The sequence below is a fragment of the Bosea sp. ANAM02 genome (assembly GCF_011764485.1).
Taxonomy (GTDB): domain Bacteria; phylum Pseudomonadota; class Alphaproteobacteria; order Rhizobiales; family Beijerinckiaceae; genus Allobosea.
Window position 1 is genome coordinate 1,727,924 of sequence record NZ_AP022848.1, and the last position, 23,671, is coordinate 1,751,594.

The 23,671-nt window shown below is 67.2% G+C and carries 23 protein-coding genes and 1 pseudogene; 8 read left to right on the plus strand and 16 right to left on the minus strand.

Annotation, left to right across the window (positions count from 1 at the left end):
* Positions 1 to 2 precede the first annotated feature (2 nt).
* From OCUBac02_RS08280 to OCUBac02_RS08305, 6 genes are all read right to left on the minus strand, one after another.
* The gene (locus OCUBac02_RS08280) at positions 3 to 1,856 is read right to left on the minus strand and encodes a putative bifunctional diguanylate cyclase/phosphodiesterase (RefSeq protein ID WP_173044840.1); all 1,854 of its coding nucleotides are present in this window, start codon (positions 1,854 to 1,856) and stop codon (positions 3 to 5) included.
* A 107-nt stretch (positions 1,857 to 1,963) separates the two neighbouring features.
* Entirely contained in the window at positions 1,964 to 2,527 is a 564-nt protein-coding gene (locus OCUBac02_RS08285; RefSeq protein WP_173044842.1) for a VUT family protein, read from the minus strand.
* A complete protein-coding gene (gene queC / locus OCUBac02_RS08290; RefSeq protein ID WP_047574562.1) occupies positions 2,524 to 3,258 on the minus strand; it encodes a 7-cyano-7-deazaguanine synthase QueC in 735 nt (244 codons plus the stop codon). Before queC ends, OCUBac02_RS08285 begins: the two co-directional genes overlap by 4 nt.
* Positions 3,259 to 3,390: 132 nt before the next feature.
* A complete protein-coding gene (locus tag OCUBac02_RS08295; RefSeq protein WP_047579794.1) occupies positions 3,391 to 4,335 on the minus strand; it encodes a ribose-phosphate pyrophosphokinase in 945 nt (314 codons plus the stop codon).
* A gap of 186 nt (positions 4,336 to 4,521) precedes the next feature.
* Positions 4,522 to 5,085: a hypothetical protein gene (locus tag OCUBac02_RS08300; RefSeq protein ID WP_052232382.1), complete on the minus strand. Its 564-nt coding sequence runs from the start codon at positions 5,083 to 5,085 to the stop codon at positions 4,522 to 4,524.
* Between the two features lie 61 nt (positions 5,086 to 5,146).
* The gene (locus OCUBac02_RS08305; RefSeq protein WP_173044844.1) at positions 5,147 to 6,298 is read right to left on the minus strand and encodes a M24 family metallopeptidase; all 1,152 of its coding nucleotides are present in this window, start codon (positions 6,296 to 6,298) and stop codon (positions 5,147 to 5,149) included.
* A gap of 138 nt (positions 6,299 to 6,436) precedes the next feature.
* Here OCUBac02_RS08305 and OCUBac02_RS08310 point away from each other — a divergent pair, with 138 nt between their 5' ends.
* The 6 genes from OCUBac02_RS08310 (at position 6,437) to OCUBac02_RS08335 (ending at position 11,931) form a co-directional block, all read left to right on the plus strand.
* Entirely contained in the window at positions 6,437 to 6,691 is a 255-nt protein-coding gene (locus OCUBac02_RS08310; protein WP_047577935.1) for an accessory factor UbiK family protein, read from the plus strand.
* Positions 6,692 to 7,131: 440 nt separating this feature from the next.
* Complete coding sequence (locus OCUBac02_RS08315) at positions 7,132 to 7,638, plus strand: type III secretion system chaperone family protein (RefSeq protein ID WP_047580643.1); 507 nt, start codon at positions 7,132 to 7,134, stop codon at positions 7,636 to 7,638.
* A 111-nt stretch (positions 7,639 to 7,749) separates the two neighbouring features.
* Positions 7,750 to 8,571 (plus strand): pyrroline-5-carboxylate reductase, encoded by an 822-nt coding sequence (proC, locus tag OCUBac02_RS08320; RefSeq protein WP_173044846.1) that lies wholly within the window; start codon positions 7,750 to 7,752, stop codon positions 8,569 to 8,571.
* A 166-nt stretch (positions 8,572 to 8,737) separates the two neighbouring features.
* Positions 8,738 to 9,487, plus strand: coding sequence for a TetR/AcrR family transcriptional regulator (locus OCUBac02_RS08325; protein ID WP_173044848.1), 750 nt, complete (start codon positions 8,738 to 8,740; stop codon positions 9,485 to 9,487).
* 120 nt (positions 9,488 to 9,607) lie between these two features.
* Positions 9,608 to 11,575, plus strand: coding sequence for a methyl-accepting chemotaxis protein (locus OCUBac02_RS08330; RefSeq protein WP_173044850.1), 1,968 nt, complete (start codon positions 9,608 to 9,610; stop codon positions 11,573 to 11,575).
* A complete protein-coding gene (locus tag OCUBac02_RS08335) occupies positions 11,572 to 11,931 on the plus strand; it encodes a tRNA-binding protein (RefSeq protein WP_047580819.1) in 360 nt (119 codons plus the stop codon). Before OCUBac02_RS08330 ends, OCUBac02_RS08335 begins: the two co-directional genes overlap by 4 nt.
* Here the strand turns inward: OCUBac02_RS08335 and OCUBac02_RS08340 are convergent.
* Both OCUBac02_RS08340 and OCUBac02_RS08345 read right to left on the minus strand, forming a co-directional pair.
* Positions 11,928 to 12,854, minus strand: a complete 927-nt coding sequence (locus tag OCUBac02_RS08340) for a pyridoxamine 5'-phosphate oxidase family protein (protein WP_173044852.1) — start codon at positions 12,852 to 12,854, stop codon at positions 11,928 to 11,930. The genes OCUBac02_RS08335 and OCUBac02_RS08340 overlap by 4 nt on opposite strands.
* Positions 12,844 to 13,482 (minus strand): glutathione S-transferase, encoded by a 639-nt coding sequence (locus OCUBac02_RS08345; protein ID WP_173044854.1) that lies wholly within the window; start codon positions 13,480 to 13,482, stop codon positions 12,844 to 12,846. The genes OCUBac02_RS08340 and OCUBac02_RS08345 overlap by 11 nt, the downstream gene beginning before the upstream one ends.
* 99 nt (positions 13,483 to 13,581) lie before the next feature.
* Between OCUBac02_RS08345 and OCUBac02_RS08350 the strand changes: the two genes are divergently transcribed.
* Complete coding sequence (locus OCUBac02_RS08350; RefSeq protein WP_173044856.1) at positions 13,582 to 14,481, plus strand: LysR family transcriptional regulator; 900 nt, start codon at positions 13,582 to 13,584, stop codon at positions 14,479 to 14,481.
* 8 nt (positions 14,482 to 14,489) lie between these two features.
* Here OCUBac02_RS08350 and OCUBac02_RS08355 read toward each other — a convergent pair whose 3' ends face one another.
* The 3 genes from OCUBac02_RS08355 to OCUBac02_RS08365 form a co-directional block, all read right to left on the minus strand.
* Complete coding sequence (locus tag OCUBac02_RS08355) at positions 14,490 to 15,890, minus strand: ATP-binding protein (RefSeq protein WP_173049435.1); 1,401 nt, start codon at positions 15,888 to 15,890, stop codon at positions 14,490 to 14,492.
* A 53-nt stretch (positions 15,891 to 15,943) separates the two neighbouring features.
* The gene (locus OCUBac02_RS08360) at positions 15,944 to 16,687 is read right to left on the minus strand and encodes a response regulator (RefSeq protein ID WP_173044858.1); all 744 of its coding nucleotides are present in this window, start codon (positions 16,685 to 16,687) and stop codon (positions 15,944 to 15,946) included.
* A 395-nt stretch (positions 16,688 to 17,082) separates the two neighbouring features.
* Positions 17,083 to 17,529: a MarR family winged helix-turn-helix transcriptional regulator gene (locus OCUBac02_RS08365; RefSeq protein WP_244639132.1), complete on the minus strand. Its 447-nt coding sequence runs from the start codon at positions 17,527 to 17,529 to the stop codon at positions 17,083 to 17,085.
* Positions 17,530 to 17,768: 239 nt separating this feature from the next.
* On the opposite strand from OCUBac02_RS08365, the gene OCUBac02_RS08370 reads away from it, so the two are divergent.
* Positions 17,769 to 18,656: a branched-chain amino acid aminotransferase gene (locus OCUBac02_RS08370; protein WP_047572834.1), complete on the plus strand. Its 888-nt coding sequence runs from the start codon at positions 17,769 to 17,771 to the stop codon at positions 18,654 to 18,656.
* 134 nt (positions 18,657 to 18,790) lie between these two features.
* Here the strand turns inward: OCUBac02_RS08370 and OCUBac02_RS08380 are convergent.
* From OCUBac02_RS08380 to uvrC, 5 genes and pseudogenes are all read right to left on the minus strand, one after another.
* Positions 18,791 to 19,875: pseudogene (locus OCUBac02_RS08380) on the minus strand (DUF1176 domain-containing protein).
* Entirely contained in the window at positions 19,844 to 20,299 is a 456-nt protein-coding gene (locus tag OCUBac02_RS08385; protein WP_173044866.1) for a molybdenum cofactor biosynthesis protein MoaE, read from the minus strand. Before OCUBac02_RS08385 ends, OCUBac02_RS08380 begins: the two are co-directional and overlap by 32 nt.
* A 136-nt stretch (positions 20,300 to 20,435) precedes the next feature.
* Positions 20,436 to 20,735, minus strand: a complete 300-nt coding sequence (moaD, locus tag OCUBac02_RS08390) for a molybdopterin converting factor subunit 1 (protein ID WP_173044868.1) — start codon at positions 20,733 to 20,735, stop codon at positions 20,436 to 20,438.
* Positions 20,732 to 21,352 (minus strand): CDP-diacylglycerol--glycerol-3-phosphate 3-phosphatidyltransferase, encoded by a 621-nt coding sequence (gene pgsA / locus OCUBac02_RS08395; RefSeq protein ID WP_156134357.1) that lies wholly within the window; start codon positions 21,350 to 21,352, stop codon positions 20,732 to 20,734. Before pgsA ends, moaD begins: the two co-directional genes overlap by 4 nt.
* Before the next feature lie 169 nt (positions 21,353 to 21,521).
* Positions 21,522 to 23,639 carry an excinuclease ABC subunit UvrC gene (uvrC, locus tag OCUBac02_RS08400; protein ID WP_173044870.1) on the minus strand — a complete coding sequence of 706 codons (2,118 nt, stop codon included), beginning with the start codon at positions 23,637 to 23,639 and terminating at the stop codon, positions 21,522 to 21,524.
* Positions 23,640 to 23,671 lie beyond the last annotated feature (32 nt).

Genomic DNA, 23,671 nt, shown 5'->3' on the forward strand with positions numbered 1-23,671 from the left:
ACTCAGGCGGCGTTCGCGACGCGGCCGGCGGCGGGAGCCGCAGCCTGCACAGGCCGGGCGAAGCGCGCGAGCCATTCGCGGATGACCGAGGCCGGAACCGGCGGGGAATAGAGATAGCCTTGCCCGAGGCGGCAGCCCAATTCGGTCAGGCGCTCGGCCTGCGCCTGTTTCTCGATGCCCTCCGCGACGATCTTCATGCCGAGGCGGCGCGTCATGGTCAGCAGCGCCTCGATGATGATCTCGCTGCGCGCGCCGCTATCGATCGAGCCGACGAAGGAGCGGTCGATCTTGATGATGTCGATCGGGAAATCGAGCAGATGGGTCAGCGAGGCGAAGCCGGTGCCGAAATCGTCGAGCGCGACCGGCGAGCCGCAGGCGCGCAGCGCCTCCATGGTGCGCGCGACGCCGTCCTTGCGGCCGCCCATGAAGACCTGCTCGGTGACTTCGATTACGAGCTGCTGCATCGGCACGCCGACCTTCTCCAGGATGCGGGCGGCGCGCTGGACCAGATCGCCCTTCTGGAAGTCGGCCGAGGTGACGTTGATCGCGACATGCTGGAAATTCAGGCCGCTTGCCCGCCATTCGGCCATGTCGGCGGCGATCGCCGTCAGCATCTGGGTGGTGGTGCGATGGGCGATCTTCGGGTCGCGGAGCGCATCCTGGAATTCGCCGGCGGTGACGATGCGGCCATCGTCGAGGCGCATCCGGGCGAGGGCCTCGACGCCCACGACCTCGGTCGTGTCGAGGCGGATGACAGGCTGATAATAGGGAATGATGCGGTCGTCACCGAGCGCGCCGTTGACATCGCGGCGCACGCTGATGCGCTGCATCATCGCGCTGCGCAACTGCCGGCGGAAGCGGACATAGCGACCGCGCCGGGTTTCCTTGGCATGGTAGAGAGCGAGGTCGGCATTCTGCCGCAGGGTGACACTGTCCAGACCATCCTCGCCGGCAATGGCTCCGCCGATGGTGATGCCGGGGGTGATGCTGTGCCCGTCATGGTCCAGGGGGAGCGCCATGGCCGCGGTGGCGGCCGAGGCGAGGGAGCGCATGCGCACCGGGCCCTCGCAATCCGGGATCAGGACGGCGAACTCGTCGCCGCCGATCCGGCAGGTCAGGCACCCTGACAGAGCCGTTGCGAGCCGTGCGCCGACCACGGCGATCAGGGCATCGCCGGCCGCGTGGCCGAGCGTGTCGTTGACCAGCTTGAGATGGTCGATATCGATCAGCATCAGCCCGAAACGGCGGCCGGCGGCGCTCATCTCGGCGATCGCGCCGTTGAACTGGCTGCGGTTCGGCAGGCCGGTCAGCGTATCGAAATAGGCGAGGCGGTGATTGCGGGAACGGACCTCGTCATGCTCGATCGCGATGGCGCAGAGATGGACGCAGGTCGCGACGATCTGGCGCTCGAGCAGTTGCGCCCGGCGCGGCCTGGTGAAGTAGAAGGCGAAAGCGCCGATGACGCGGCCATCGCGGGCCTTGATCGGGGTCGACCAGCAGGCGCGCAGACCGAGCGGCAGGACAAGGCCCGTATAAGGCGCCCAGAGCGGGTCGGTGGCGATGTCGGTGACTTCGACCGGCTCGCCGCGATGGATCGCGGTTCCGCAGGAGCCGGCGCAAGGGCCGACCGGAGCCCCTGCGATGGAGTCGGCGAAGTGCGTCGGCAGGCTGGGCGAGGCGAGGGGCTGGAGGCAACCCTGATCGTCGACGGTGACGACCGAGCAGATCACGCCGGGCGAGATAGCCTCGGCACGATGGCAGAGACGCTCCATGCAGGCGGCGAGCGGCTCGCCGCGGGCGATATCTTCAAGAATATCGTTCTGCAGAGCCTGCAGACGGCCCGAAGGTCTGATCACGGATTGTCCGACTGAGTGCCCGCCGAAGAACCCGCATACTGGCGCAAATGCCTTAAGGGCAGGTTGAGACGCCGCCTCAAACTTTACGCTGGGTTGCAGCCGCCGCTTCAGGCGGCAACAAGGCCCAGCCTTTCGTCGCGGCGCCGCAGGAGATGCATCAGCGGCAGGGCGAGCAGCACCATCCAGGCCTTGCCGATGATCTGCCCGGCGAGGAAGTCGAGGCTGCCGAAGGCGAGATAGAGGAAGACGAGGCTGTCGACGACGAGACCGATCACGCTCGAGGCGAAGACGGCCGTGACGAAGCGCCGGCGCTGGAGCGGCGTATAGACCGCGAAATCGGCGAGCTCCGACAGCAGGAAAGCCGCGACCGAGGCGAGCACGATGGCGGGCGGGGCGAGCATGGCCGAGATCAGCGTGCCCACCGCGATGGCGCCGAGACCGGCGAGCGGGCCGAGGCGGCGCTGGACGATGTCGCGCAGCACCAGCGCAAGGCCGACCATCAGGACGCCGCTCGGGGCCATGATGCCAGGCCAGACCGGGACGAGGCAGGGTCCGTCAGGCACGCAGACCGAGCCGGCATTGCCGATCAGCCAGTTGGCGGCGGGAATGGTCAGGCCGAACAGGACGAGAGCGATGATACCCTCGGTCAGGCGCTGGCGGTCACGGGTCATGGAATAAGTCCAGTATCGTCGGGGGCTGCGAGATAGGCCGCGAAGCCTTTTGCTCGCAAATCGCATGCCGGGCAATGGCCGCAGCCATAGCCCCAGCCATGCCGGGTCGTCCTGTCGCCGAGATAGCAGCTATGGCTGTCCTCGATCACGAGGTCGAGAAGGGCTTGTCCGCCGATGGCGCGTGCCAGCGCGAAGGTCTGGGCCTTGTCGCGCCACATCAGGGGCGTGTGCAGGACGAGCCGGCGGTCGAGACCGAGGCCAAGCGCGACCTGCATCGCCTTGATCGTGTCGTCACGGCAGTCGGGATAGCCGGAATAGTCGGTCTCGCAGACGCCGAGCACGATGTGCTTGAGGTCGCGGCGATAGGCGAGCGCGGCGGCGAAGGTCAGGAAGATCAGGTTACGGCCGGGAACGAAGGTCGTGGGCAGGCCGGTCTCGGCGAAGGCGATCTCGGTTTCGCGGGTCAGCGCCGTCTCGGAGATCGCGCCGAGCGCCTTGAGATCGACGACATGATCGGGGCCGAGCCGCGCGGCATAGCGGGCGGCGAGCGTTGGCAGCCTGGCGCGGATCGTCTCGCGACACTCCATCTCGATGCGATGGCGCTGGCCGTAGTCGAAGCCGATCGTCTCGACCGTCTCGAAACGGTCGAGCGCCCAGGCCAGGGTCGTGGTGGAGTCCTGGCCGCCGGAGAACAGGACGAGGGCGCGGGAATTGCTCAACGCCGTCACCATCTGCTCAGCCCTCATCCTGAGGAGCGGGCGAATGCCCGCGTCTCGAAGGATGCTCCAGCACACTCTGGAACATCCTTCGAGACGCCGCTTCGCGGCTCCTCAGGATGAGGACTGAGACTGTCAATATTGGCCTCAGTCGAACAGGCTCGACACGCTGGTCTCGCTCGCCGTGCGCTCGATCGCCTCGCCCATCAGGCCGGCGATCGAGATGACGCGGATGTTGCGGGCGACCTTCACCGCCTCGGTCGGCATGATCGAGTCGGTGATGACCAACTCCTTGAGCTTGGAGCCGGCGATGCGGGCGACCGCGCCGCCGGAGAGCACGCCATGGGTGATGTAGGCGTAGACCTCCTTGGCGCCCTGCTCGAGCAGGGCATCGGCGGCGTTGACCAGCGTGCCGCCGGAATCGACGATGTCGTCGATCAGGATGCAGGAACGGCCCTCGACCGAGCCGATGATGTTCATGACCTCGGATTCGCCCGGCCTGTCGCGGCGCTTGTCGACGATCGCGAGCGGAGCGTCGATGCGCTTGGCCAGCGCACGAGCGCGGACCACGCCGCCGACGTCCGGCGAGACGACCATGGCGTTTTTCCACTCCAGCCGGTCCTTGATGTCGCGCGCCATCAGCGGGGCGCCGAACAGGTTGTCGGTCGGAATGTCGAAGAAGCCCTGGATCTGGCCGGCATGGAGATCGAGCGTCAGCACGCGGTCGACGCCGGCATGGGTGATCAGGTTGGAGACGAGCTTCGCCGAAATCGGCGTACGGCCCGAGGCGCGCCGGTCCTGGCGGGCATAGCCGAAATACGGGATCACCGCCGTGATGCGCTTGGCCGATGAGCGGCGCAAAGCATCGGTGATGATCAGCAGTTCCATCAGATGGTCGTTCGTCGGGAACGAGGTCGACTGGATGACGAAGACATCCTGGCCGCGCACGTTCTCCTGGATCTCGACGAAGACCTCCATGTCGGCGAAGCGCCGGACGGAGGCCTTGGCGAGGGGGATGCTGAGGTGGTTGCAGATCGCCTCGGCCAGCGGACGATTGGAGTTGCCGGCGACGACTTTGAAGTGGGAGGCCATGCCGTAGCGCACCGTTGCAGTAAGGCTGAGCAGGGAGGACCGGCATTGCCGGCTCAATTCGAACGGCTCTTAACAGCGCGGTCAGGCGGAGTCGACCGCTGCAGTGCAATATCGACGGCCAAAAAAACGCAGGGTGGCGCGCCGTGACCCGGAAACCACTGCCGCAGCGTCGCTGCGGCCGAGGCCTCAGCTCTTCTTCTTGTCGTCGGTTGCGGCGACGCGGGTTCCGCGCCTGGCCGGCTTCGCGGGCTTGTCGTCGACCGTCAGCGTCTCGACGCCCGGCGCGGTGACGAGGAAGCCGGCGATCGCATCCATCGAGTCGGAAGCGGCCTTGGCGACGATCGTCTGGTCGATGCCGGCCCAGGGATCGGAGCCGCCACTGCGCTTGCCGATGCTCTCGCCCTGCACGCGCTGGGCGCGTTGCTTGGTCGAATCGTAGACGTCCCAGACGAAGGCGAGCGCGGTCTGGCCGTCCTCGGTCGGCTGGGCCGTTAGGTAGCCCTTGACGCGGAAGCGCGCCGGCTTGTTGCCGGGGACGATCTCCATCCTGCGCTCGGCCGCGGCCTCGCCGAGCAAACCCGCAAAGCTGGTGGTGACGCTTTCCGGGGCGCCGGAGATGCTCTGGACCGAGACCGGGACGCCGGGCGCGTCGACGCGCGGACGGGCGGCGGTCTGGGTGGTTTCCTGGCAGCCGGCGACAGCCAGCGCCACGACCGGCCCCAGAACGAGGCCGCTCAAACGGTTGATCATGACGCCTCCCGCCCTTCGGGCTGTGGATCGCTTCGAGATTCCCTGCGCCGCTGTTCTAGGCTCAACGGATGGCGAGGTCCAGATCAGGCAGGTTGAGCGCCTCGGCACCGGTTTCGCCGACGAGATAGGTCCGGCCCAGGCACATCGCGGTTTCGCTGGCGGAATCCATCAAAATCATATGGGCGAACATCACCATGCCCGGCACGATCGGCCAGTCATTCGCTTCGTAGAACATCGGCCAGTCCATCCAGGAGGGCGTGAATTTGGCGCCCAATGAATAACCGCAGGCATTGAGCCGGTGCTGCGCCAGGCCGTGCTCGTCGAAGACGCGGGCATGGGCGGCGAAGACATCGCCTGCGGTGCGGCCGGGCTTGAGTTCCGCCTCGCAGGCGAGCAGCGCGTCGCGTGCGGCGGCATGATAGGGGCGGTGCAGCGGGCGCGGCTCGCCGACGACGACCGTGCGCATCGCGGCGACATGATAGTGCCGGTCGGTGCCGGCGAATTCGAGCGTGATCTGGTCGTTCGCATCGAGCCGGCGGCGGCCGGACTTGTAGCGGCAGAGCAGGGCGTCGCGGCCCGAGCCTATGATGAACTCGTTGGCGGGGTAGTCGCCGCCGCCCGCGAAGATGGCATTATGCTGGGCGGCGAGGATTTCGCCCTCGTCGGCGCCGGCACGGATCGCGTCGAGCGCCGCGTGGTCGGCGGCATCGGCGAGCACCGCGGCACGCCGGACATAGGTGATCTCCTCCACCGATTTCACGGCGCGCAGACGGGTGACGATCGGCGAGGCGTCGACGAGTTCGGCCTGTCCGGCGAAGCCGGCTTCCAGCTTGCGGTAGTTTGAGGCGACGAGGCCGTAGGATTCGAATTCGACGCCGATGCGCTTGCCGGCGAGGCCGAGATCGCGGGTCAGCGCGAGCAGGTCGGCGGTCGGGTCGGCGTCGCGGCCGTCCTTCCAGATGCGGATATCGCCGAGATTCGAGGTTTGCTGTGCCTGCCTGAGATCGGCGGAGCGGGTCAGCAGCGCCATGGTGCCATCGGCTTTGACCACCAGGCTCTGGAAGAAGCAGAAGCCGAAGGTGTCGTAGCCGGTCAGCCAGAACATCGATTCCTGCTGGAACAGGAAGAGCGCGTCGAGGCGATCCTTCTGCATCGCGGCCAGCAGGGCCTCGCGGCGGCGGGCGAATTCGGCGGGCGTGAAATGCAGGGCCATGGCGTTTCCTCCGGACGGTCGCGCATGTGATCGTGGCGGCGCCTTTCGGGCAAGCCCGGCAACCGGTCGCAATTGCGGCCCCCGCGCAGGCTGCCTATAGGCTGTCTCCAGAGAATTTCGCCCCTAAGGGAGAGAGCCATGGTCAACCCCGGCAACCGCATCCTCGACGATATCGCCCGCCTCGCCACGGATGCCGCCGGCGCGGCGCAGGGCGTGCGGCGCGAGGTCGAGACGGTGGTGAAGACGCAGATCGAGCGGCTGCTGCGCGATCTCGACGTCGTCACCCGCGAGGAGTTCGAGGCGGTGCGCGAGATGGCGCTGATCGCCCGCGAGGAGAACGACAAGCTCGCCGCCCGGCTGAAGGCGCTGGAGGAGAAGCTCGGCAAGGCCTGAGCGCCTATCTGAGCATCTTTTCGATCCGAGCCCTCAATCCTGAGGAGCCATTTCCGTGAAATGGCTCCTCAGGATTGAGGGCTCGTTCTGCTTTTTGCCCGGCTCTCGGGATGAGTGGGGATGTTCTGATAGGCTCTGAAAGCGCGCCCCGATTGCCCTCAGGTCATGTCCACAGCCATGTGCTGTGGACAGCCCGCTTGGGGGATTGAGCCCGCCGGCCGAATCCGCGGAGCGTGGCGCCGTGTTGGGAGCGTCACAGCGCCTGCGCTATCGTCGGTGGAAAGAATTGATTCGTCGGGCGGATTCGTCCTGCCGCGCCGGATGGGAGTATCTCCTCAGAGATGCTCCGGAGGTGTGTTGCGTTCCTTCGGCTTTCCAGTCGCCGTGTTCCTCTTCTCGAACGCGCCGGAGCCTTGGCTTCGGAAGGTGGACCTTAGGGCATGATAGACCTCGATATGGATGCCGAGCTGGATCGGCCTTCCAATCCGCTTGACCTGTTCGAACGCCTCGCTGCGCTCAACGACTGGTCCTTCGATCGCGACAGCGAGGACGAGCTTTCGGTCGCCGTCACCGGCGGCTGGTCGGAATACCATGTCGCGATCACCTGGCTCGCCGAGGTGGAGGCGCTGCATATCGCCTGCGCCTTCGACCTCAAGGTGCCGGAGCGGCGGCGCGGCGAGGTTCTGCAGCTCGTCAGCCTCGTCAACGAGCAGCTCTGGCTCGGCCATTTCGACCTTTGGAGCAGCGAGAGCGTGGTGATGTATCGTCATGCCCTGCTGCTCTCCGGCGGAGCCGAACCGACCGAGGAGCAGGCCATCGCGCTGGTCAAGGCCGCGGTCGAGGCCTGCGAGCGCTATTACCAGGCTTTCCAGTTCGTCGTCTGGGCCGGCAAGACCGCCAGGGAGGGCATGGAGGGCGCGATCCTGGAGACGGTCGGCGAAGCCTGAGCCGGCCGAATCCGTTCGGACGGACTTGACCGGGCGGCCACGGGACGGGAAGGCTCCCAGTCGTGAGCGTGCGGGCAGGGGCCCGCGAAACGCCAAGCCTGTGAGGCCGCCATGTCGAATTCCCTTCCGCAATCGCTCGTCCTGATCGGAGCCGGCAAGATGGGCGGCGCCATGCTCGAGGGCTGGCTGCGCATCGGCATCGATCCCAAGGGCATCAGCCTGATCGACCCCAAGCCGTCGGACGAGATGGTCGCGCTGGCCAACGAGAAGGGCATGCGGGTCAACCCTTCCGCCAGGGAAATTCCCGCTGCCGATGTCGTCGTGCTCGCGACCAAGCCGCAGATGCTCGACACGGCGGCTCCGGCGGTGCAGGCCTTCATCCATCCCCGCACGCTGCTGATCTCGATCCTGGCCGGCAAGACGCTGGGCGATCTCGCGGCGCGCCTGCCCAATGCCGGCGCGATCATCCGCGCCATGCCGAACCTGCCGGCGGCCGTGCAGCGCGGCGCTACCGCAGCCGCGCCCGGCAAGGGGGTCAGCGCCGCCCAGCGCGCCACGGCAGATGCCCTGCTCGGCAGCATCGGCAAGGTCGAGTGGCTCGATGACGAAGGTCTGATCGATGCGGTCACCGCCGTGTCTGGCTCGGGGCCGGCCTATGTCTTCCATCTCGTCGAATGCCTTGCCGCCGCCGGCAAGGATGCCGGCCTGCCTGCCGATGTCGCCGAAAGGCTGGCGCGAGCGACGGTCGAGGGGGCGGGCGAATTGCTGTTCCAGTCGCCGCTGCCGCCCGGCACGCTGCGCCAGAACGTGACCTCGCCCGGTGGCACAACCGCTGCCGCGCTCGAGGTGCTGATGGCCGAGGACGGCATGACGCCCTTGATGCGCAAGGCGGTGGCTGCAGCCAAACGTCGCGCCGGCGAGCTTTCCGGCTGAATTTTCCGGCCTTTCTGACCGAAAGGCCGGAAAATTCAGATTGTTGCATGACGCATTTTCTTCACGCGACCGGCTTCCACTTCGCTCGAAAATGCTGCCGACAGCCTTCCACCCGCCACGATCGCGGCCTAACCTCCTCTCGACGCGAAGCGAGAGGAGCTGCCCCATGGCCCGCAAACCCGTTTCCACCCCGCCCGAGGCGCCGCCTGCGCCCGCGGCCAAGCCGGCCGATCCGCGCAAGGGCGCCGTCGATGCGCTGATGAGGCTCGCGGCCGAGCGACCCTGGGACCAGATCGAACTGCCCGATATCGCGGCCGAGGCCGGGCTGACGCTGGCGCAGTTGCGCGGGCTGTTCCCGTCCAAGCTCGCCATGCTGGGCGGCGTGACCCGCATCGTCGACGATGCCGTTCTCGCCGGCTCATCGGACGATCTCGCAGGCGAGCCGGTCAAGGAGCGGATGTTCGACCTCGTCATGCGCCGGCTCGATGCGATGGCTCCCTACAAAGCCGGCCTGCGCAGGATCGCGCCGGCCGTCCGACGCGATCCGCTGGCGCTGGCTGCGCTCAATCGCGGGGCGGTCAATTCCTGGCGCTACATGCTGGCCTCGGCCGGCATCCCGACCGAGGATGCGCTCGGGGCTCTCCGGGTGCAGGGCGCGGTGCTGCTGATGGCGCGGGTCTCCGAAGCCTGGCTCGACGACGACGAGCCGGAGCTGTCGAAGACGATGGCGCGGCTCGACCGCGAGCTGAAGACGGCGGGGCGGATTATGGCCCGCGCCGAGGACGTCCACCGGCTGACGGCGCCGTTCCGCGGGCTGGCGCGCGCGATCTGCTCCGGGCGGCCGCTGAAGGCGCGCCGGCGCGAACGCGCCTCCGACCGCGACGAGGACAGTGAGGATTACGCACCGGCGATCTGAGCGTCGCGCCATTATCCGCGCGGCCTGCGACAAAATGTGGCGAAACTGCGCCAGTGTTAAGCGGGCCTTAGCCAATTCTGCGCGAATGAGGGGAATCCCTCATCCGCGCAGGATCCGCGAATGTCGTTCACCAGGAAGCTTGCCACCCTCTCGATCAGCCGTTCCTTCGGCCTGATCGCGGCCTTGGCCGTTCTGATCGCCGTCGGCAGCGTCGGCTATACGCTGAACGCCGCCCGCAACGAGATGATCACGCTCAAACGGGCCGAGATGAAGAATGCGGTCGAGGCGGCCGCGACGACGATCAAGGGCTATCTGGCCCGGGTCCAGAGCGGCGAGCTGAAGGACGAGGACGCCAGGAAGCTGGCGATGGACGCTCTCGGCAGCTCACGCTTCGACGGCGGGAACTACTATTTCCTGATCAATTACGACGGCATCAGCGTCCTGCACGCGAACAAGAAGATCCAGTCGACGGACATGAAGCCGCTCAAGGATGCGGACGGCAAGTTCTTCGTTCAGGAGATGATCGCGCTGGCGAAGTCGAAGGCCGAAGGCTTCGTCGACTATGGCTGGCTCAAGCCGGGCGACAAGGAGCCTTCGCTGAAGATCTCCTACATCATCGGCATTCCGCAATGGCAGTGGGTGGTCGGCTCGGGTCTGCACGTCCACGACGTCGATGCGGCCTTCATGGGCATGGTCGGCGGCGTCGCCAAGGTTCTGGTGCCGCTCGGCCTCGTCATGCTTGGCCTCGTGATCGTGCTCAGCCGCCGCGCTTCCGGCATGCTGCACTCCGTGCGCGGTTCGATGGAGGGCCTGGCCGCCGGCCAGCTCGATACGCCGATCGCGCATCAGGAACGCTCCGACGAGATCGGCGCGATGGCGCGCACGCTCGTCGTCTTCCGGGACGCCGCCCTCGCCAAGGAGGCGATGGAGGCCGACAAGATCCGGATGGAGGAGGAGGCTGCCGGCCATCGCCACGCCGCCGATGGCGAGCGCCGGCGCAGCGAGGCCGAGCGGACCGAGCATGCCCGTGTCCAGGCGGATGTGGTCCACGCGCTCGGCCAGGGCCTGGAGCGCCTCTCGGACGGCGATCTGACCTATCGCATCGAAGCTGGCTTCACCGCCGAATACGTCAAGCTCAAGGACGACTTCAACGGCGCCATCGCCAAGCTCGAGGACGCGATGCGCCAGATCGCGACCAATACCGAGAGCATGAAGGCGGGCTCCACCGAGATCAGCCAGGCGGCCGATGACCTCGCCAGCCGGACCGAACAGCAGGCCTCCTCGGTCGAAGAGACCGCGACGGCGCTGGACGAGCTGACCGCCACGGTCCGGCAGACCGCCGAGAGCGCGCGCCTCGCCAACCAGGCGACGGAACAGGTCAAGACCGAGGCCGAGCAGTCGACCAGCATCGTCCGCGATGCGGTGACGGCGATGGGCGGCATCGAGAAATCGGCCCAGGAAATCTCGCAGATCGTCGGCGTCATCGACGAGATCGCCTTCCAGACCAACCTCCTTGCGCTCAACGCCTCGGTCGAGGCGGCGCGCGCCGGCGATGCCGGCAAGGGCTTCGCGGTCGTGGCCTCGGAAGTGCGGGCGCTGGCGCAGCGCTCGGCTTCCGCCGCCAAGGAGATCAAGACCCTGATCGATGCTTCGACGATCGAGGTCGAGAAGGGCGTCACGCTGGTTGGCCAGACCGGCGGCGCGCTACAGCGCATGGCCTCCGAGATCACCCGCGTCACCACGCTCGTCGCCGAGATCGCCGGCGCCGCGCAGGAGCAGGCTTCTGGCCTCCAGGAAGTCAATTCCGCCGTCGGCGAGATGGATCAGGCGACGCAGCAGAACGCCGCCATGGCCGAGCAGTCGACCGCCGCCGCGCATTCGCTGTCGCAGGAAGCGGACCGGCTCTCCTCGCTGGTGGCGCGCTTCCAGCTCGGCGGCGACGTGGCGAAGCTCAAGGCGATCTCGCAGACGATGCGGGCGGCGGTCGCTGCGGCGCCGCGCCCGGCTGTTCCGCGCGCCAAGGCCGTCAACGGCGCTACTGCGGCGCCCAAGGCCGATGCCCGCGACGACGGTTGGGCCGAGTTTTGAGCGAGCCTTCCGCCCCGGTCGCACAGATCGGCTTCGACGACTTCCTGAAGGTCGACATCCGCGTCGGCACGATCGTCGAGGCTGAGCCCTATCCTGAGGCGCGCAAGCCCTCGCTCAAGCTCGTGATCGATTTCGGCGGCACGATCGGCCGCAAGAAGTCCTCGGCGCAGATCACCAAGCACTACCGGCCGGAAGACCTTCCCGGCCGGCAGGTCCTCGCGGTGGTGAATTTCCCGCCGCGCCAGATCGGCAGGTTCATGTCGGAAGTGCTGACGCTGGGCATTCCCGATGCCGAAGGTGAAGTCGTGCTGATCGGGCCGGGGCACGAGGTGCCGATCGGCGGGCGGCTGTTCTAGGCAGCGGCCGTCCATGGTCCTGTCTGCAAGGTGGTTGGCGCAAATTCCGCAGCCGACCAGCGCAGGCGTAAAGCATGTGGCCGGCGCCAGCCACGCCTGACGTGGAACCGCCACAGGCGCTCGGCGCCGTCGAGCCGTGCCAGTTCCGGTCCCTGCCAGACGATCTCCGCCTCGCCCTGCAATTGCAGCAACGTGCCCGTCGCGAAATCGACGAAGAGCAACGCGGCGCGCGGCTCCTGCAGCAGGTTCCCGAAGGTGTTGAAGTAGTTGTTGCCGGCGAAATCCGGGATCGTGAGCGTGTCGCCGTCGATCCGCACGAAGCCGGGACGGCCGCCACGATGCGAGATGTCGACGCCGCCGGTCTCGGTCTCAGGAGCGGCAGCGCTGGCGATGAACAGCGTGTCGGCTTGAGCGATCAGCGCGCGTGCCTCCGCATCCAGGCCTGACAGGTTGACGGGCGCAACCGCCGGTTCGTCGGTGTCCTGAAGCCGATGGCGGATCTGAATATACTTTGCGCAATTGCCGAAGCTCTGCTCGATTTCGACCGTGAAGCCATCTGCTGCGACCGTGCCGATCCGGCCATTGGCGCGGTTGCGGCGGCGGGTCTCCAGCTCAAGCCCGAGCAGTCCCATAGAGTTGCCCGGCCGGAACGCCTCGAAAGCAGGGTCATCGCGGGCAGGCAGGGCTGCGACCGATAGCGTGGTCGGGGTTGGGCTCGCCACGAAGCCGGGCGTGGCGGCCAGTGCCGTCGCTAGCGGCCAACCGTCCCGGTCGAGCACGCCGGCGAAGAGCCATGGCAACTGGCCGAAGAAGACGCGGTGCTGATCCGGCATGAACGGGCGGATGCCGCCGCCGCGCGAGGCGACGCCGGCCAGCGCCTGAGCGGCGAGCTCACCGGCGTGGAAAGGGCCGTCAGGCAGCATGCTCGTCGAGCTCCGGCGGCAGGGGCGAAGGCGGGATCGGCTTGAAGAAGGGCAGGGCCTCGATGCGGGCGAGCCAGCGGCGCACGGCCGGATAGGGCTTCAGCGAGATGCCGCCTTCGGGGGCATGAGCGACATAGGAATAGCAGGCGAGATCGGCGATCGTCGGCTGGGCGGTGGCGAGATAGTCGCGCGCCGCCAGATGCTCTTCCATGAAGGCGAGCAGCCGGGCCGCGATCCGCTGGGCACGGGCCTTGTCATCCTTCATGCCGAACTGTGTGATCAGGCGTGCGATCGAGGGGCCGTGCATGACCTCGCCGGCGGCGATCGACAGCCAGCGCTGGACATGGGCGGCGCCGACGGGATCGAGCGGCAGCCAGGCGCTGTCCGGGGCATAGCGCCGGACCAGATAGACCATGATCGCATTGCTGTCGGCAAAGGTCAGGTCGCCGTCCTGCAGGACGGGAATCTGGCCGAGCGGGTTGAGCTTGCGGAAGGCGTCGCCGCGCCGGACATCGGCCGGGGCCTCCTCGGTGCGATAGGGCAGGCCGAGCGCCAGCAGCAGCAACTCGACGCGGTGGGCATGGCCCGAAAGGGGCGTTCCGTGGAGGATGATCTCTGGCGACGGCATGGCGATGCTCCTGCTTGTCGTAGGGATCATGATCGTTTCGATTATGCGACGAAATCTGCTATCGATCGAACTCAGAATTTCAATTTTCGGAACGATGCGATGGATCGGATCGAGGAGCTGACGATCTTCGTCGCGATCGTCGACGCCGGAAGTCTCGCCGGAGCGGCGCGTCGTCTGCGCAAGTCGCGACCGGCCGTGACGCGGGCGCTCGCGGGGCTGGAGGCGAGGGTCGGGACGCAGTTGATCGCGCGGACGACGCGGCGCCTGACCCCGAACGATGCCGGCCGGGAGCTTGCCGCGACGGCCCGGCGTCTGCTTGCCGATTACGATGCGGCGCTCGGCGTCGCGGCGGCGGAGCCGGTCAGCGGCCTGCTGCGCATCACCGCGCCGCTCGCCTTTGGCCGGCGGCATGTCACGCCGCTGGTGAGCGAATTCCTCGATCGTTATCCGCAGGTGCAGGTCGAGCTCGTGCTGGCGGACCGCAATCTCGATTTGATCGAGGAGGATCTGCAGCTTGCGATCCGGATCGGGCCGCTGCCGAATTCCGGTCTGCTGATGCGCAAGGTCGGCGAGGTCCGGCGCATCCTCGTCGCCGCGCCCTCCTATCTCGCGACCTGCCCGCCCTTGCGGCGCCCGGCCGATATCTCCGCGCATGAGACGATCGCGAGCGTCGCCGCCAACCAGACGCTGACCTGGCGCTTCGGCGGCCCGCGTTCAGGCAGCGCCGTCGTGCTGGCGCCGCGGCTGATCGTCAACGAGGTCGAGTCGGTGCTGATCGCGGCGCGGGCAGGGCGCGGGCTGGCGCGGGTGCTGTCCTATCAGGCGGCGGACGATCTCGCCGCGGGAACGCTGGCGCGCCTGCTGCCGGACTTCGAGCCGCCGCCTTTGCCGGTCCAGCTCGTGGTGCCGGGCGGCCGGCAGCCTTCGCCGCGCGTGCGCGCCTTCATGGACCATGCGGTGGCGCGCTTGCCCGCGCTCGCGCCGATCGGGGTCGGCTGAGGCTAGCCTTAGACCGGCAAGCGGACGGTCGCGCGCAGGCCGCCGAGCGGCGAATCGCCGAGCATGATGTCGCCGCCATGGGCGCGCGCGATGTCGCGGGCGATGGCGAGGCCGAGGCCGGTGCCGCCGCCATCGACATTGCGGGCCTCGTCGAGCCGGAAGAAGGGGCGGAAGACGTCCTCGCGCTGGTCGGGCGGGATGCCCGGCCCGTCATCGTCGACCATCACGATCAGGTAGCGCGCGTCATGCGTCGCGCGGATCGCGATGCGGTCGCCGTAGCGGGCGGCATTGGAGACGAGATTGGTCAGCAGGCGGCGGAAGGCATCCGGGCGGATCACGACGAGCGGGTCGCCCTCCACCGTCAATCCGGTCTGGTGGCCCTGCCGCTCGGCATCGGATTTCAGCTCCTCCAGAAGGGAGCGGATATCGGTCTCGACCGCGGTCTCGCCGGCATCGCCGCGGGCGAAGGCGAGATAATCCTCGAGCATGCGGCTCATCTCGTCGACATCCTTCTCCAGCGCCTCGATCTCCGAGGAGCGCTCCATCAGGGCGAGCGAGAGCTTGAAGCGCGTGAGGATGGTGCGCAGGTCGTGGCTGACGCCGTTCAGCATCGTCGTGCGCTCGCCGATCGAGCGCTCGACGCGGCGCTTCATCTCGATGAAGGCATTGCCGGCGCGACGGACCTCGCGGGCGCCGCGCGGCCGGAAATCCGCATCGCGGCCCTTGCCGAAGGCCTCCGCCGCATCGGCGAGCTTCAGGATCGGGCGGATCTGGTTGCGCAGGAACAAAACCGCGATGGTGAGCAGGATCAGCGACGTCCCGATCATCCAGAGCAGGAAGATGTGGCTGTTCGAGGCATAGGCCGAATTGCGCCTCGTCAGGATGCGCATCACGTCCTTGCCGAGCTTGATGCGGATCTCGATCAGGCTGGAGCGGCCGACCGTGTCGAGCCAGAAGGGGCGGGCGACCTGCTGGCTGAGCTCGGTCGAGAGGGCGTTGTCGAGCAGTGAGAAGAACGGGCGCGGGCCCGGCGCCGGCAGATCGGAATCGGGGATGATGTCGAGATCCATGCCGAGCCGCTCGGCCGCGATGCGCGACAGCGTCGTCGTATCGGCATCCTGCGGATAGCTCTCATAGACATCGATCAGCATGGCGATGTCGGCCGAGACGGCCGAGGACAGCCGCTGCGTCACCGTCTGCCAGTGCCGTTCCATGAAGACATAGGCGATGACCGATTGCAGCAGCACGACCGGCGCGATGACGATGACGAGCGCGCGCGGATAGAGGCCCTTCGGCATGTAGCGCGCGACGACCTGCAAGGGGCGGCCGATGCGCTTGACCGTGGGCCGCACGGCCCTGCCGAGGTTATCGAGCGTCCGTTCCAGCCCGGCGAAGGCGCGCGCCAGCATGCGCGCGGCGGAGCGCAATGCGGACGGGCCTTTCCTGCCGGGTTGCAGCGAGGTCACGTCCGGTCCGTCACCAGCCTGTAGCCGACGCCACGCACGGTCTGGAGATAGAGCGGATCGGCCTGGTCGCGCTCGATCTTGCGGCGCAGGCGGTTCATCTGCACGTCGACCGTGCGGTCATTGGCGGCCGAGCCCTGCGCGGCCAGTTCCTCGCGCGGCACGACCTCGCCCGCGCGTTCCGCCAGCGCAGTCAGGATCTCGCGCTCGCGCTCGGTCAGGCGGATCGTCTCCTCGCCCTTGCGCAACTCGCCGCGCGCCAGCCCGTAGATGAACGGGCCGAAGCGGACGAAATCCGGCCGCGTGCCGGATTGCGCGGCCTCGACCACCAGGGTGCGCTTCAGGATATTGCCGAGCCGGAGCAGCAGTTCGCGGGGCTCGAAAGGCTTCGGCAGGTAGTCGTCGACGCCGATCTCCAGGCCGTTGATGCGGTCCTTGCCGTCGGCGCGGGCGGTCAGCATCAGGATCGGCACGGCGGAGGCGCCGCGGAAGCGGCGGGCGAAATCGAAGCCGTTCTCGCCGGGCATCATCACGTCGAGCACGATCGCGTCGAAGACGAGATTGCCGAGCCTTGTATCGGCCTCGGCCGCATTGGCCGCCGTCGTCACCCGGTAGCCGTTATCCCCGAGGAAGCGGCCCAGCAACTCGCGCAGGCGCCGGTCGTCGTCGACGACGAGGACATGCGGCGCTTCGTCGGGCAGGGGCTTGCGGGCCGGCTTCGCCAGGGTCTCGGTTGCGATCATCTCGCGCCTTTCTCCTGCGCCGGTCCAGGCCGGCGCGCTCGCGGTGCAGGGCTCCCATAGCATAACGCAGGGAGCCGGTCGCCGCTGGCGTCATTTCGCGTGGCCGCATGTCGACGGATTCTGCTTCAAAGCGCCACCGTCATTCCGGGGCAGGCCGCAGGCCTGAGCCCGGAACCCATGAACACGACGCTTATCGCGTCATGGTCGGGCTTGTCCCGACCATCCACGTCTTCCCTCTCCAAGAGCGGTGTTCAAGACGTGGATGCTCGCCACAAGGGCGAGCATGACGGGGCTGGAGCGGCGTTGTGTTCATGGGTTCCGGGCTCTTCGCTGGCGCGAAGCCCCGGAATGACGGCGGATGATGGTGCGACACACTTGCTCAAGCACGAACGCCGCTAAGCCTTGCCGAGAAGGCGCTCCACCTTGGGCCGCTCGGCCGGGTCGATCAGGGCGGCGAGGTAGCGCGCCGCGACGGCCGCCGTCTCTGGGCCGGCGCCTTCGAGCGCCCGGTTGATGCGCCTGGCCTGCAGGCGGACGAGGCGCAGCGCAAGATCCTGGCCGGAAGCGGTGGTGTGGAGATGGCGCTGGCGCTTGTCCTGCCGGCCGGTGCGCTGCTCGATATAGCCTTTCTCGACCAGCTCCTTGAGCACGCGGTTGAGGCTCTGCTTGGTAATCTGGAGGATGTCGAGCAGTTCGGCGATGGTCAGGCCCGGCCGGCGCTGGACGAAGTGCAGGACGCGGTGATGGGCCCGGCCGAAGCCGTAATCGGCGAGGATGCGATCGGGGTCGCCGACGAAGTCGCGATAGGCGAAGAACAGGAGCTCGATCAGATCGTGCGGCACCGCCTCGGAAGAGGATCGAAGCGGGAGGTCTTCGGTATCGGAAGGGGATAGGGCCAAAATACGCTTCCAAAAATTTGGGTCAGCCTTATTGACATATCTCAGACGGAAGATTACCGGTCAAGGGCGCTGAGCGAACGATTATTTCAAAGCGTCCCGCCGCAACGCAGCTTTAGACCCGCGCTTGCGTTCCGAAAACGGCTGTGCCCGAGTTCCGGAAACAAGCACCCAGGAGAAGGTCCATGTCAGTCATTCCTTTCGACCAGCGCGATGGCGTCATCTGGTTCGACGGCAAGCTCGTGCCGTGGAAGGATGCGAAGATTCACGTATTGACCCATGGGCTCCACTACGGCTCGTGCATCTTCGAGGGCGAGCGCTCCTATGACGGCGTGATCTACAAGTGCACCGAGCATTCGCAGCGCCTGCACAAATCCGCCGAGATCATGGATTTCACGATCCCCTATTCGGTCGCCGAGCTCGACGAGGCCAAATATCTCTGCCTCAAGGAGAACGGCCTGAAGGACGCCTATATCCGCCCGGTCGCCTGGCGCGGCTCGGAGATGATGGCGGTCTCCGGCATGAACAACACCATCCACACCGCGATCGCCGTGTGGGAGTGGCCGAGCATGTTCGACATGGCGGCGAAGCTGAAGGGCATCCGCCTCGACATCGCCGAATATCGCCGGCCCGACCCGGCCTGCGCGCCGGTTCATGCCAAGGCCGCGGGCCTGTACATGATCTGCTCGCTCTCCAAGCACAAGGCTGAGCGGGGCGGCTATGCCGACGCGATGATGCTGGACTGGGAAGGCAATGTCGCCGAATGCACCGGCGCCAACATCTTCTTCATCAAGGACGGCGTGATCCATACCCCGCTGGCCGACCGCTTCCTGAACGGCCTCACCCGCCAGTCGGTGATCGACCTGTGCAAGCAGCGTGGCTTCGAGGTGGTGGAGCGGCGCATCCGTCCGGAGGAGCTGGAAAGCTTCAACGAGTGCTTCATCACCGGATCTGCCGCCGAGGTGACGCTGGTCTCCGAGATCGGCCCGTACAACTTCATCACCGGCAACATGGGCAAGGTGATCATGGAGGACTACTCGGCCGCGGTGCGCTCGCAGTCGAAGGCGGCGTGAGGTCCGGCCTCCCGTCATGATGATCGGGATGCTCGCCTTTGTGGCGAGCATCCACGTCTCGAATACAGCCCTCGATCCATGAAGACGTGGATGGTCGGGACAAGCCCGACCATGACGGCGGCGTGTCAGGTTCTCTACTTCTCGCGGCTCTGGAACAGCGTGATCCAGTCGTCTCCCGGGATAAGCCGGCATTCGTTCATCATGCTGAGCTGCAGCACGGCGAAGTGCGTGCCGTTCCAGCCATAGGAACCGGACGAGCCGCAATCGCCGATGCCGCGGCCCTTGGCGAAGAACATCACCCGCCGGTCTTCGGGTCGAAATCGGCATTCACCAATTCGTTGCCCGGCTTGTCGCGGCTGCCCTCGAAAGCGGCCGGCTTCGCCTTGGCGACATCGTGGCCCGGCACGAGCCAGAACTGGCTCGCGACATTATAGGCGCCGCGCGAGCAGGCGAGCACGACGAGATTCGTGGCGTCGTTCAGGGGCCAAGCGCCGTCGCTATCCGTGAAGCCTTCCGGGGTATCCTCGCAGGAATCGGGTTCGCGCCGGTTCAGCTCGACACGCAATGCCTTGACCAGCGCAGCCGCCTGATCCCTGGCGAGCGGCTTGCCGGCCGGTGCCTTCATGGCGATGAAAGGCGGCTCCGTCGCGGCCGGCACGGTGCCGGTCGCGCCCTTGCGGATCAGGGCGGAGGGCGCGTTCAGGCGCCCCTGCTGCTCGTCGATCCAGAGCATCGCCGCGACCGAGCCGGAGAGCGACAGCTTGTAATTCTGTGCCTCGATCTTCGCCGTCAGGACGGTGGCCTTGCGGGCGGCGGCGATCAGGGCGTCCATATCGGTCGGCGCGAAGGCGATCTCGGCGGTTTCGCCGTCATTGCTTGAGCCCTCGAAACGGCGGCCTGCGGCCGGAAAAGGTGCGCCGTCCAGCGCCAGCGTGATCCCGAAGCGAGGCTTGAGCTTCTGCCGCCGCAGCTTCAGCGCGAGGGATGGGGCGCCGTCCGGGCCGGCCGGGCGGTCGAGCCGCAGGAAGGCAACCTCCTCGTCGGCCTCGTTCGGCAGTGAGAGCGCCGTGCAGGTGCGGATGTTGTCGCAGCCGGCAACCCAGTCGCGGAAGGTCTTGATCTGGCCGATCTCGGCCCGTGCCGGGGCGATCAGGGCCAGAGACAGCAGGAGCGCGGCCAGCCCGTGCTCAGCCCCAGCGTTTCGCCGCATCGTCGTCATCCGCCTTGGCTTCGACCCAGCCGCCGAGCGTGCCGTCGGCGCGGTGTTCGCGCTTCCAGAACGGGGCGCGGGTCTTGAGATAGTCCATCATGAAATCGGCAGCCTCGAAGGCGGTGCGGCGATGGGCGGAGGCCGCCAGCACCAGCACGATCTGCTCGCCCGGCCTGACCAGCCCGTAGCGATGAATCGCGACGAGGCCGAGCAGCGGCCAGCGACAGGCCGCCTCGGCGGCGACGCGGGCGATTTCGGCCTCGGCCATGCCGGGATAGTGTTCGAGCTCCAGCGCCGCGAGCGTGCCGGCCTCGTCCCGGCACAAGCCTGTGAAGGAGACGACGGCGCCGATATCGGCCCGGCCGGCCGAGAGCGCGTCGATCTCGCCCTGAAGCGAGAAATCCTCGCGCTGGATGCGGATGACGGGCGTCATTGTCGAAGTGCCGTCATGCTCGGGCTTGACCCGAGCATCTCAGGAAAGAGAGGCGCCTCTTCCTGCTGGAGATTCTCGGGTCTGCGCTTCGCTCCGCCCGAGAATGACGGCGGAAAAACGCTTCCGAACATGGCGCTCATCCCCCGGTCATCGGCGGGAAAAAGGCGATCTCGCGGGCGGTGCCCAGGCTTGCCTGCGGCTTGGCGTGGACATGGTCGAGCGCGGCCCGCACGACGGCCTCGTCCGCGAAGGCGGCCTCGTAGCCCTCGCCGCGGGCCTTCAGCCAGCGCACGAGATCGGTGACGGTGGCGAGGCCGACGGGGATGTCGAGCATCTCTTCGGGCAGGCCGACGCGCTCGCGCACCCAGGCGAAATAGACGATGCGGACCGGGCGCGTGCCCGCCGCTGCCGTGGCGGTGTTCGTCGCGGTATTCATGGCGTGCGCTCGTCCTCTTCGACGAGGTAGCGGATGCCGGCGTTGAAATAGTCCCAGCCGGTATAGATCGTCAGGCCGGCGGCGGCCCAGAGCAGGACGATGCCGATCGTGGTGTTGCCGGGCAGGACCTTGTCGCCGGCGGGGCCGGCGATCAGGAAGCCGAGCGCGAAGAGCTGCGCGGTGGTCTTCCATTTCGCGACCTTGCTGACGGGGACACTGACCTTGAGATCGGCCAGGAACTCGCGCAGACCGGAGACCAGGATTTCGCGGCAGAGGATCACGATCGCGGCCCAGAGCGTCCAGCCCTCGATCTGGCCGGTATAGACCAGCATCAGCAGCAGGGCGGCGACGAGGAGCTTGTCGGCGATCGGATCGAGCATGCGGCCGATCGCCGATTGCTGGCTCCAGGCGCGGGCGATGTAGCCGTCGAGATAATCGGTGATGGCGGCGGCGGTGTAGATGCCCAGCGCGATCCAGCGCATCCAGTCGTCGCGCGGCCAGAACAGGATCGCCACCAGGGCCGGGATCGCGAGGATCCGCCCGTAGGTGAGGAGGTTCGGCAGCGACCAGGGGCCGCGCCGCCTGATGGCGTCTGGAAGAATCGTCACGTCGAGCACCAAAGCAATCCGGTCATCGCAGCGTCAACACGCAACAGCGTGAATGTGGCAGAACTTCGCGACCACGTCGCCTTCGGACACAAGCGTCCGAAGGCGAAAAACGTGCTCGCTTTCAAAAAATGGAGCATTGCTGCTGCAAAAACCGGTTCCCACTTTTTCGCGCAATGCTCTACGCATCGTGAAAGAAATCGTGCACGGCCTTGGCCGTCGCCGCATTGACCCCCGGCGTGCGCATGAGGTCGTCGAGCTTGGCGCGCTGGATCGCCTTCACCGTGCCGAAATGCAGGAGCAACGCGCGCTTGCGCGAGGGGCCGATGCCGGGGATCTCGTCGAGCGGGTTCTTCATCGTCTCGCGCTTGCGCTTGGCGCGGTGCGTGCCGATGGCGAAGCGATGCGCCTCGTCGCGCAGGCGCTGGATGAAATAGAGCGCCGGATCGCGCGGCTGGAGCTTGAAGGGCTCCTTGCCCTCCATGTGGAAGGTCTCGCGCATGGCGTTGCGGTCCTCCCCCTTGGCGATGGCGACGAGCGGGATGTCGGCCGCGCCGAGCTCCTTCATGATCTTGAGCGCGGCTGAGAACTGGCCCTTGCCGCCGTCGACGATGACGAGGTCGGGGCGGGAGGGAAAACCGTCCTCATCCTTGCGCGGCTTTGCTGCCTTGCGGCTCTTCCCGCGCGAGCCCTCATCCTGAGGAGCGCCGTCAGGCGCGTCTCGAAGGATGGTCGTTGCGGCTCCGTCGCCCTCTGGAACATCCTTCGAGACGGCCGCATCCGCGGCCTCCTCAGGATGAGGGCCGAGGGTCATGCCTTCTTCCTTCGCGAGTTTCGCGAACCGGCGGGTCAGCACCTCGCGCATCATGCCGAAATCGTCGCCGGCGATGGTGTCCGCCCCGATGTTGAAGGTGCGGTACTGGTTCTTCACGAAGCCGTCCGGCCCGGCGACGATCATGCCGCCGACGGCGTTCGTGCCCATGATATGCGAGTTGTCGTAGACCTCGACCCGGCGCGGAGCGGTCTCCATGCCGAAGGCGGCGCCGAGCGCTGCCAGCAGCGCGCTCTGGCCGGCATTGTCGGCCAGTTTCCGGGACAGTGCCTCGCGGGCGTTCTTGACGGCGTGCGCCATGAGGTCGGCGCGCTCGCCGCGCTTCGGGTTTGCGACCTCGACCTTGCGGCCGGCGCGGGCCGACAGGGCCTGCCCGATCAGCTCGATCTCCTCGACCGGATGCGAGAGCAGCACGAGCCGCGGCGGGGGCTTGTCGTCGTAGAACTGGGCGACGACGGAGGCGAGCACCTCGGCCGGCGTCAGCGAGCGGTCGGCGCGCGGGAAGAGGGCGCGGTTGCCCCAGTTCTGATGGTTGCGGAAGAAGAATATCTCGACGCAGAACTGGCCGGCCTGCTCGTCTATGGCGAAGACGTCGGCTTCCTCGACCCCTTGCGTATTGATGTCCTGCCCGGCCTGCACGGCCGAAAGTGCAGCGAGGCGGTCGCGATAGCGCGCGGCCTTCTCGAATTCGAGATCCTCCGCCGCTGCCTGCATGCGGGTGGAGAGCAACTGCTTCACCGCCGAGGAGCGGCCGGAGAGGAAGTCGCGGGCCTGGCCGGCGAGGGCCTGGTAGTCCGGGATCGAGACCTCGCCGGTGCAGGGGCCGGCGCAGCGCTTGATCTGGAAGAGCAGGCAGGGGCGGGTGCGGTTCTCGTAAAAGGAATCCGAGCAGGTGCGGATCAGGAAGGCCTTCTGCAGGGCGTCGATGGTGCGCGTCACCGCCCAGACCGAGGCGAAGGGACCGAAATAATCGCCCTTGCGCTGGCGCGAGCCGCGATGCTTCAGGATCGCGGGGGCATCATGGTCGCCGGTCAGCAGGATATAGGGGAACGACTTGTCGTCGCGCAGCAGCACGTTGTAGCGCGGCCGGAGCTGCTTGATCAGGTTCGACTCGAGCAGCAGCGCCTCGGTCTCGGTGCCGGTGGTGACGAACTCCATGTTCGCCGTCTCGGCGATCATCCGGGCGACCGCGTTGGTATGCGCCATGCCGCGGGCATAGGAGGTCACGCGGTTCTTGAGGCTCTTGGCCTTGCCGACATAAAGCACTTCGCCGGCGCGATCGAACATCCGGTAGACGCCGGGCCGGTTCGGCAGGTGCCTGGCGAATTGCTGGATGACCTCGATGCCCGCCTTGAGCGCGCCGGGGGCGGCTTCCGCGAGGACGAGCGCGGGTTCGGCGCCGGGGAGGGTGTCCTCCTCGTCCTCGAACTCGTCCTGGGGCAGATCGTCCTGGCGTTCGCGACTCATGGCCTGCATGTAGGATGCCGGAACGGCTTCGT

Excerpts from the sequence above, each read along its gene's own strand:
- OCUBac02_RS08310 (WP_047577935.1), top strand. The coding sequence starts at position 6,437 with ATGGTCAACCCCGGCAACCGCATCCTCGACGATATCGCCCGCCTCGCC.
- OCUBac02_RS08355 (WP_173049435.1), bottom strand. The coding sequence starts at position 15,890 with ATGCTGGCGCGCGCCTTCGCCGGGCTGGAACGGACGCTCGATAACCTC.
- OCUBac02_RS08360 (WP_173044858.1), bottom strand. The coding sequence starts at position 16,687 with ATGATCGCAACCGAGACCCTGGCGAAGCCGGCCCGCAAGCCCCTGCCC.
- OCUBac02_RS08285 (WP_173044842.1), bottom strand. The coding sequence starts at position 2,527 with ATGACCCGTGACCGCCAGCGCCTGACCGAGGGTATCATCGCTCTCGTC.
- OCUBac02_RS08315 (WP_047580643.1), top strand. The coding sequence starts at position 7,132 with ATGATAGACCTCGATATGGATGCCGAGCTGGATCGGCCTTCCAATCCG.
- OCUBac02_RS08350 (WP_173044856.1), top strand. The coding sequence starts at position 13,582 with ATGGATCGGATCGAGGAGCTGACGATCTTCGTCGCGATCGTCGACGCC.
- OCUBac02_RS08345 (WP_173044854.1), bottom strand. The coding sequence starts at position 13,482 with ATGCCGTCGCCAGAGATCATCCTCCACGGAACGCCCCTTTCGGGCCAT.
- queC (WP_047574562.1), bottom strand. The coding sequence starts at position 3,258 with ATGGTGACGGCGTTGAGCAATTCCCGCGCCCTCGTCCTGTTCTCCGGC.
- proC (WP_173044846.1), top strand. The coding sequence starts at position 7,750 with ATGTCGAATTCCCTTCCGCAATCGCTCGTCCTGATCGGAGCCGGCAAG.
- OCUBac02_RS08300 (WP_052232382.1), bottom strand. The coding sequence starts at position 5,085 with ATGATCAACCGTTTGAGCGGCCTCGTTCTGGGGCCGGTCGTGGCGCTG.
- OCUBac02_RS08330 (WP_173044850.1), top strand. The coding sequence starts at position 9,608 with ATGTCGTTCACCAGGAAGCTTGCCACCCTCTCGATCAGCCGTTCCTTC.
- OCUBac02_RS08305 (WP_173044844.1), bottom strand. The coding sequence starts at position 6,298 with ATGGCCCTGCATTTCACGCCCGCCGAATTCGCCCGCCGCCGCGAGGCC.
- OCUBac02_RS08370 (WP_047572834.1), top strand. The coding sequence starts at position 17,769 with ATGTCAGTCATTCCTTTCGACCAGCGCGATGGCGTCATCTGGTTCGAC.
- uvrC (WP_173044870.1), bottom strand. The coding sequence starts at position 23,639 with ATGAGTCGCGAACGCCAGGACGATCTGCCCCAGGACGAGTTCGAGGAC.
- OCUBac02_RS08340 (WP_173044852.1), bottom strand. The coding sequence starts at position 12,854 with ATGCTGCCTGACGGCCCTTTCCACGCCGGTGAGCTCGCCGCTCAGGCG.
- OCUBac02_RS08325 (WP_173044848.1), top strand. The coding sequence starts at position 8,738 with ATGGCCCGCAAACCCGTTTCCACCCCGCCCGAGGCGCCGCCTGCGCCC.
- OCUBac02_RS08295 (WP_047579794.1), bottom strand. The coding sequence starts at position 4,335 with ATGGCCTCCCACTTCAAAGTCGTCGCCGGCAACTCCAATCGTCCGCTG.
- moaD (WP_173044868.1), bottom strand. The coding sequence starts at position 20,735 with ATGAATACCGCGACGAACACCGCCACGGCAGCGGCGGGCACGCGCCCG.
- OCUBac02_RS08385 (WP_173044866.1), bottom strand. The coding sequence starts at position 20,299 with ATGACGCCCGTCATCCGCATCCAGCGCGAGGATTTCTCGCTTCAGGGC.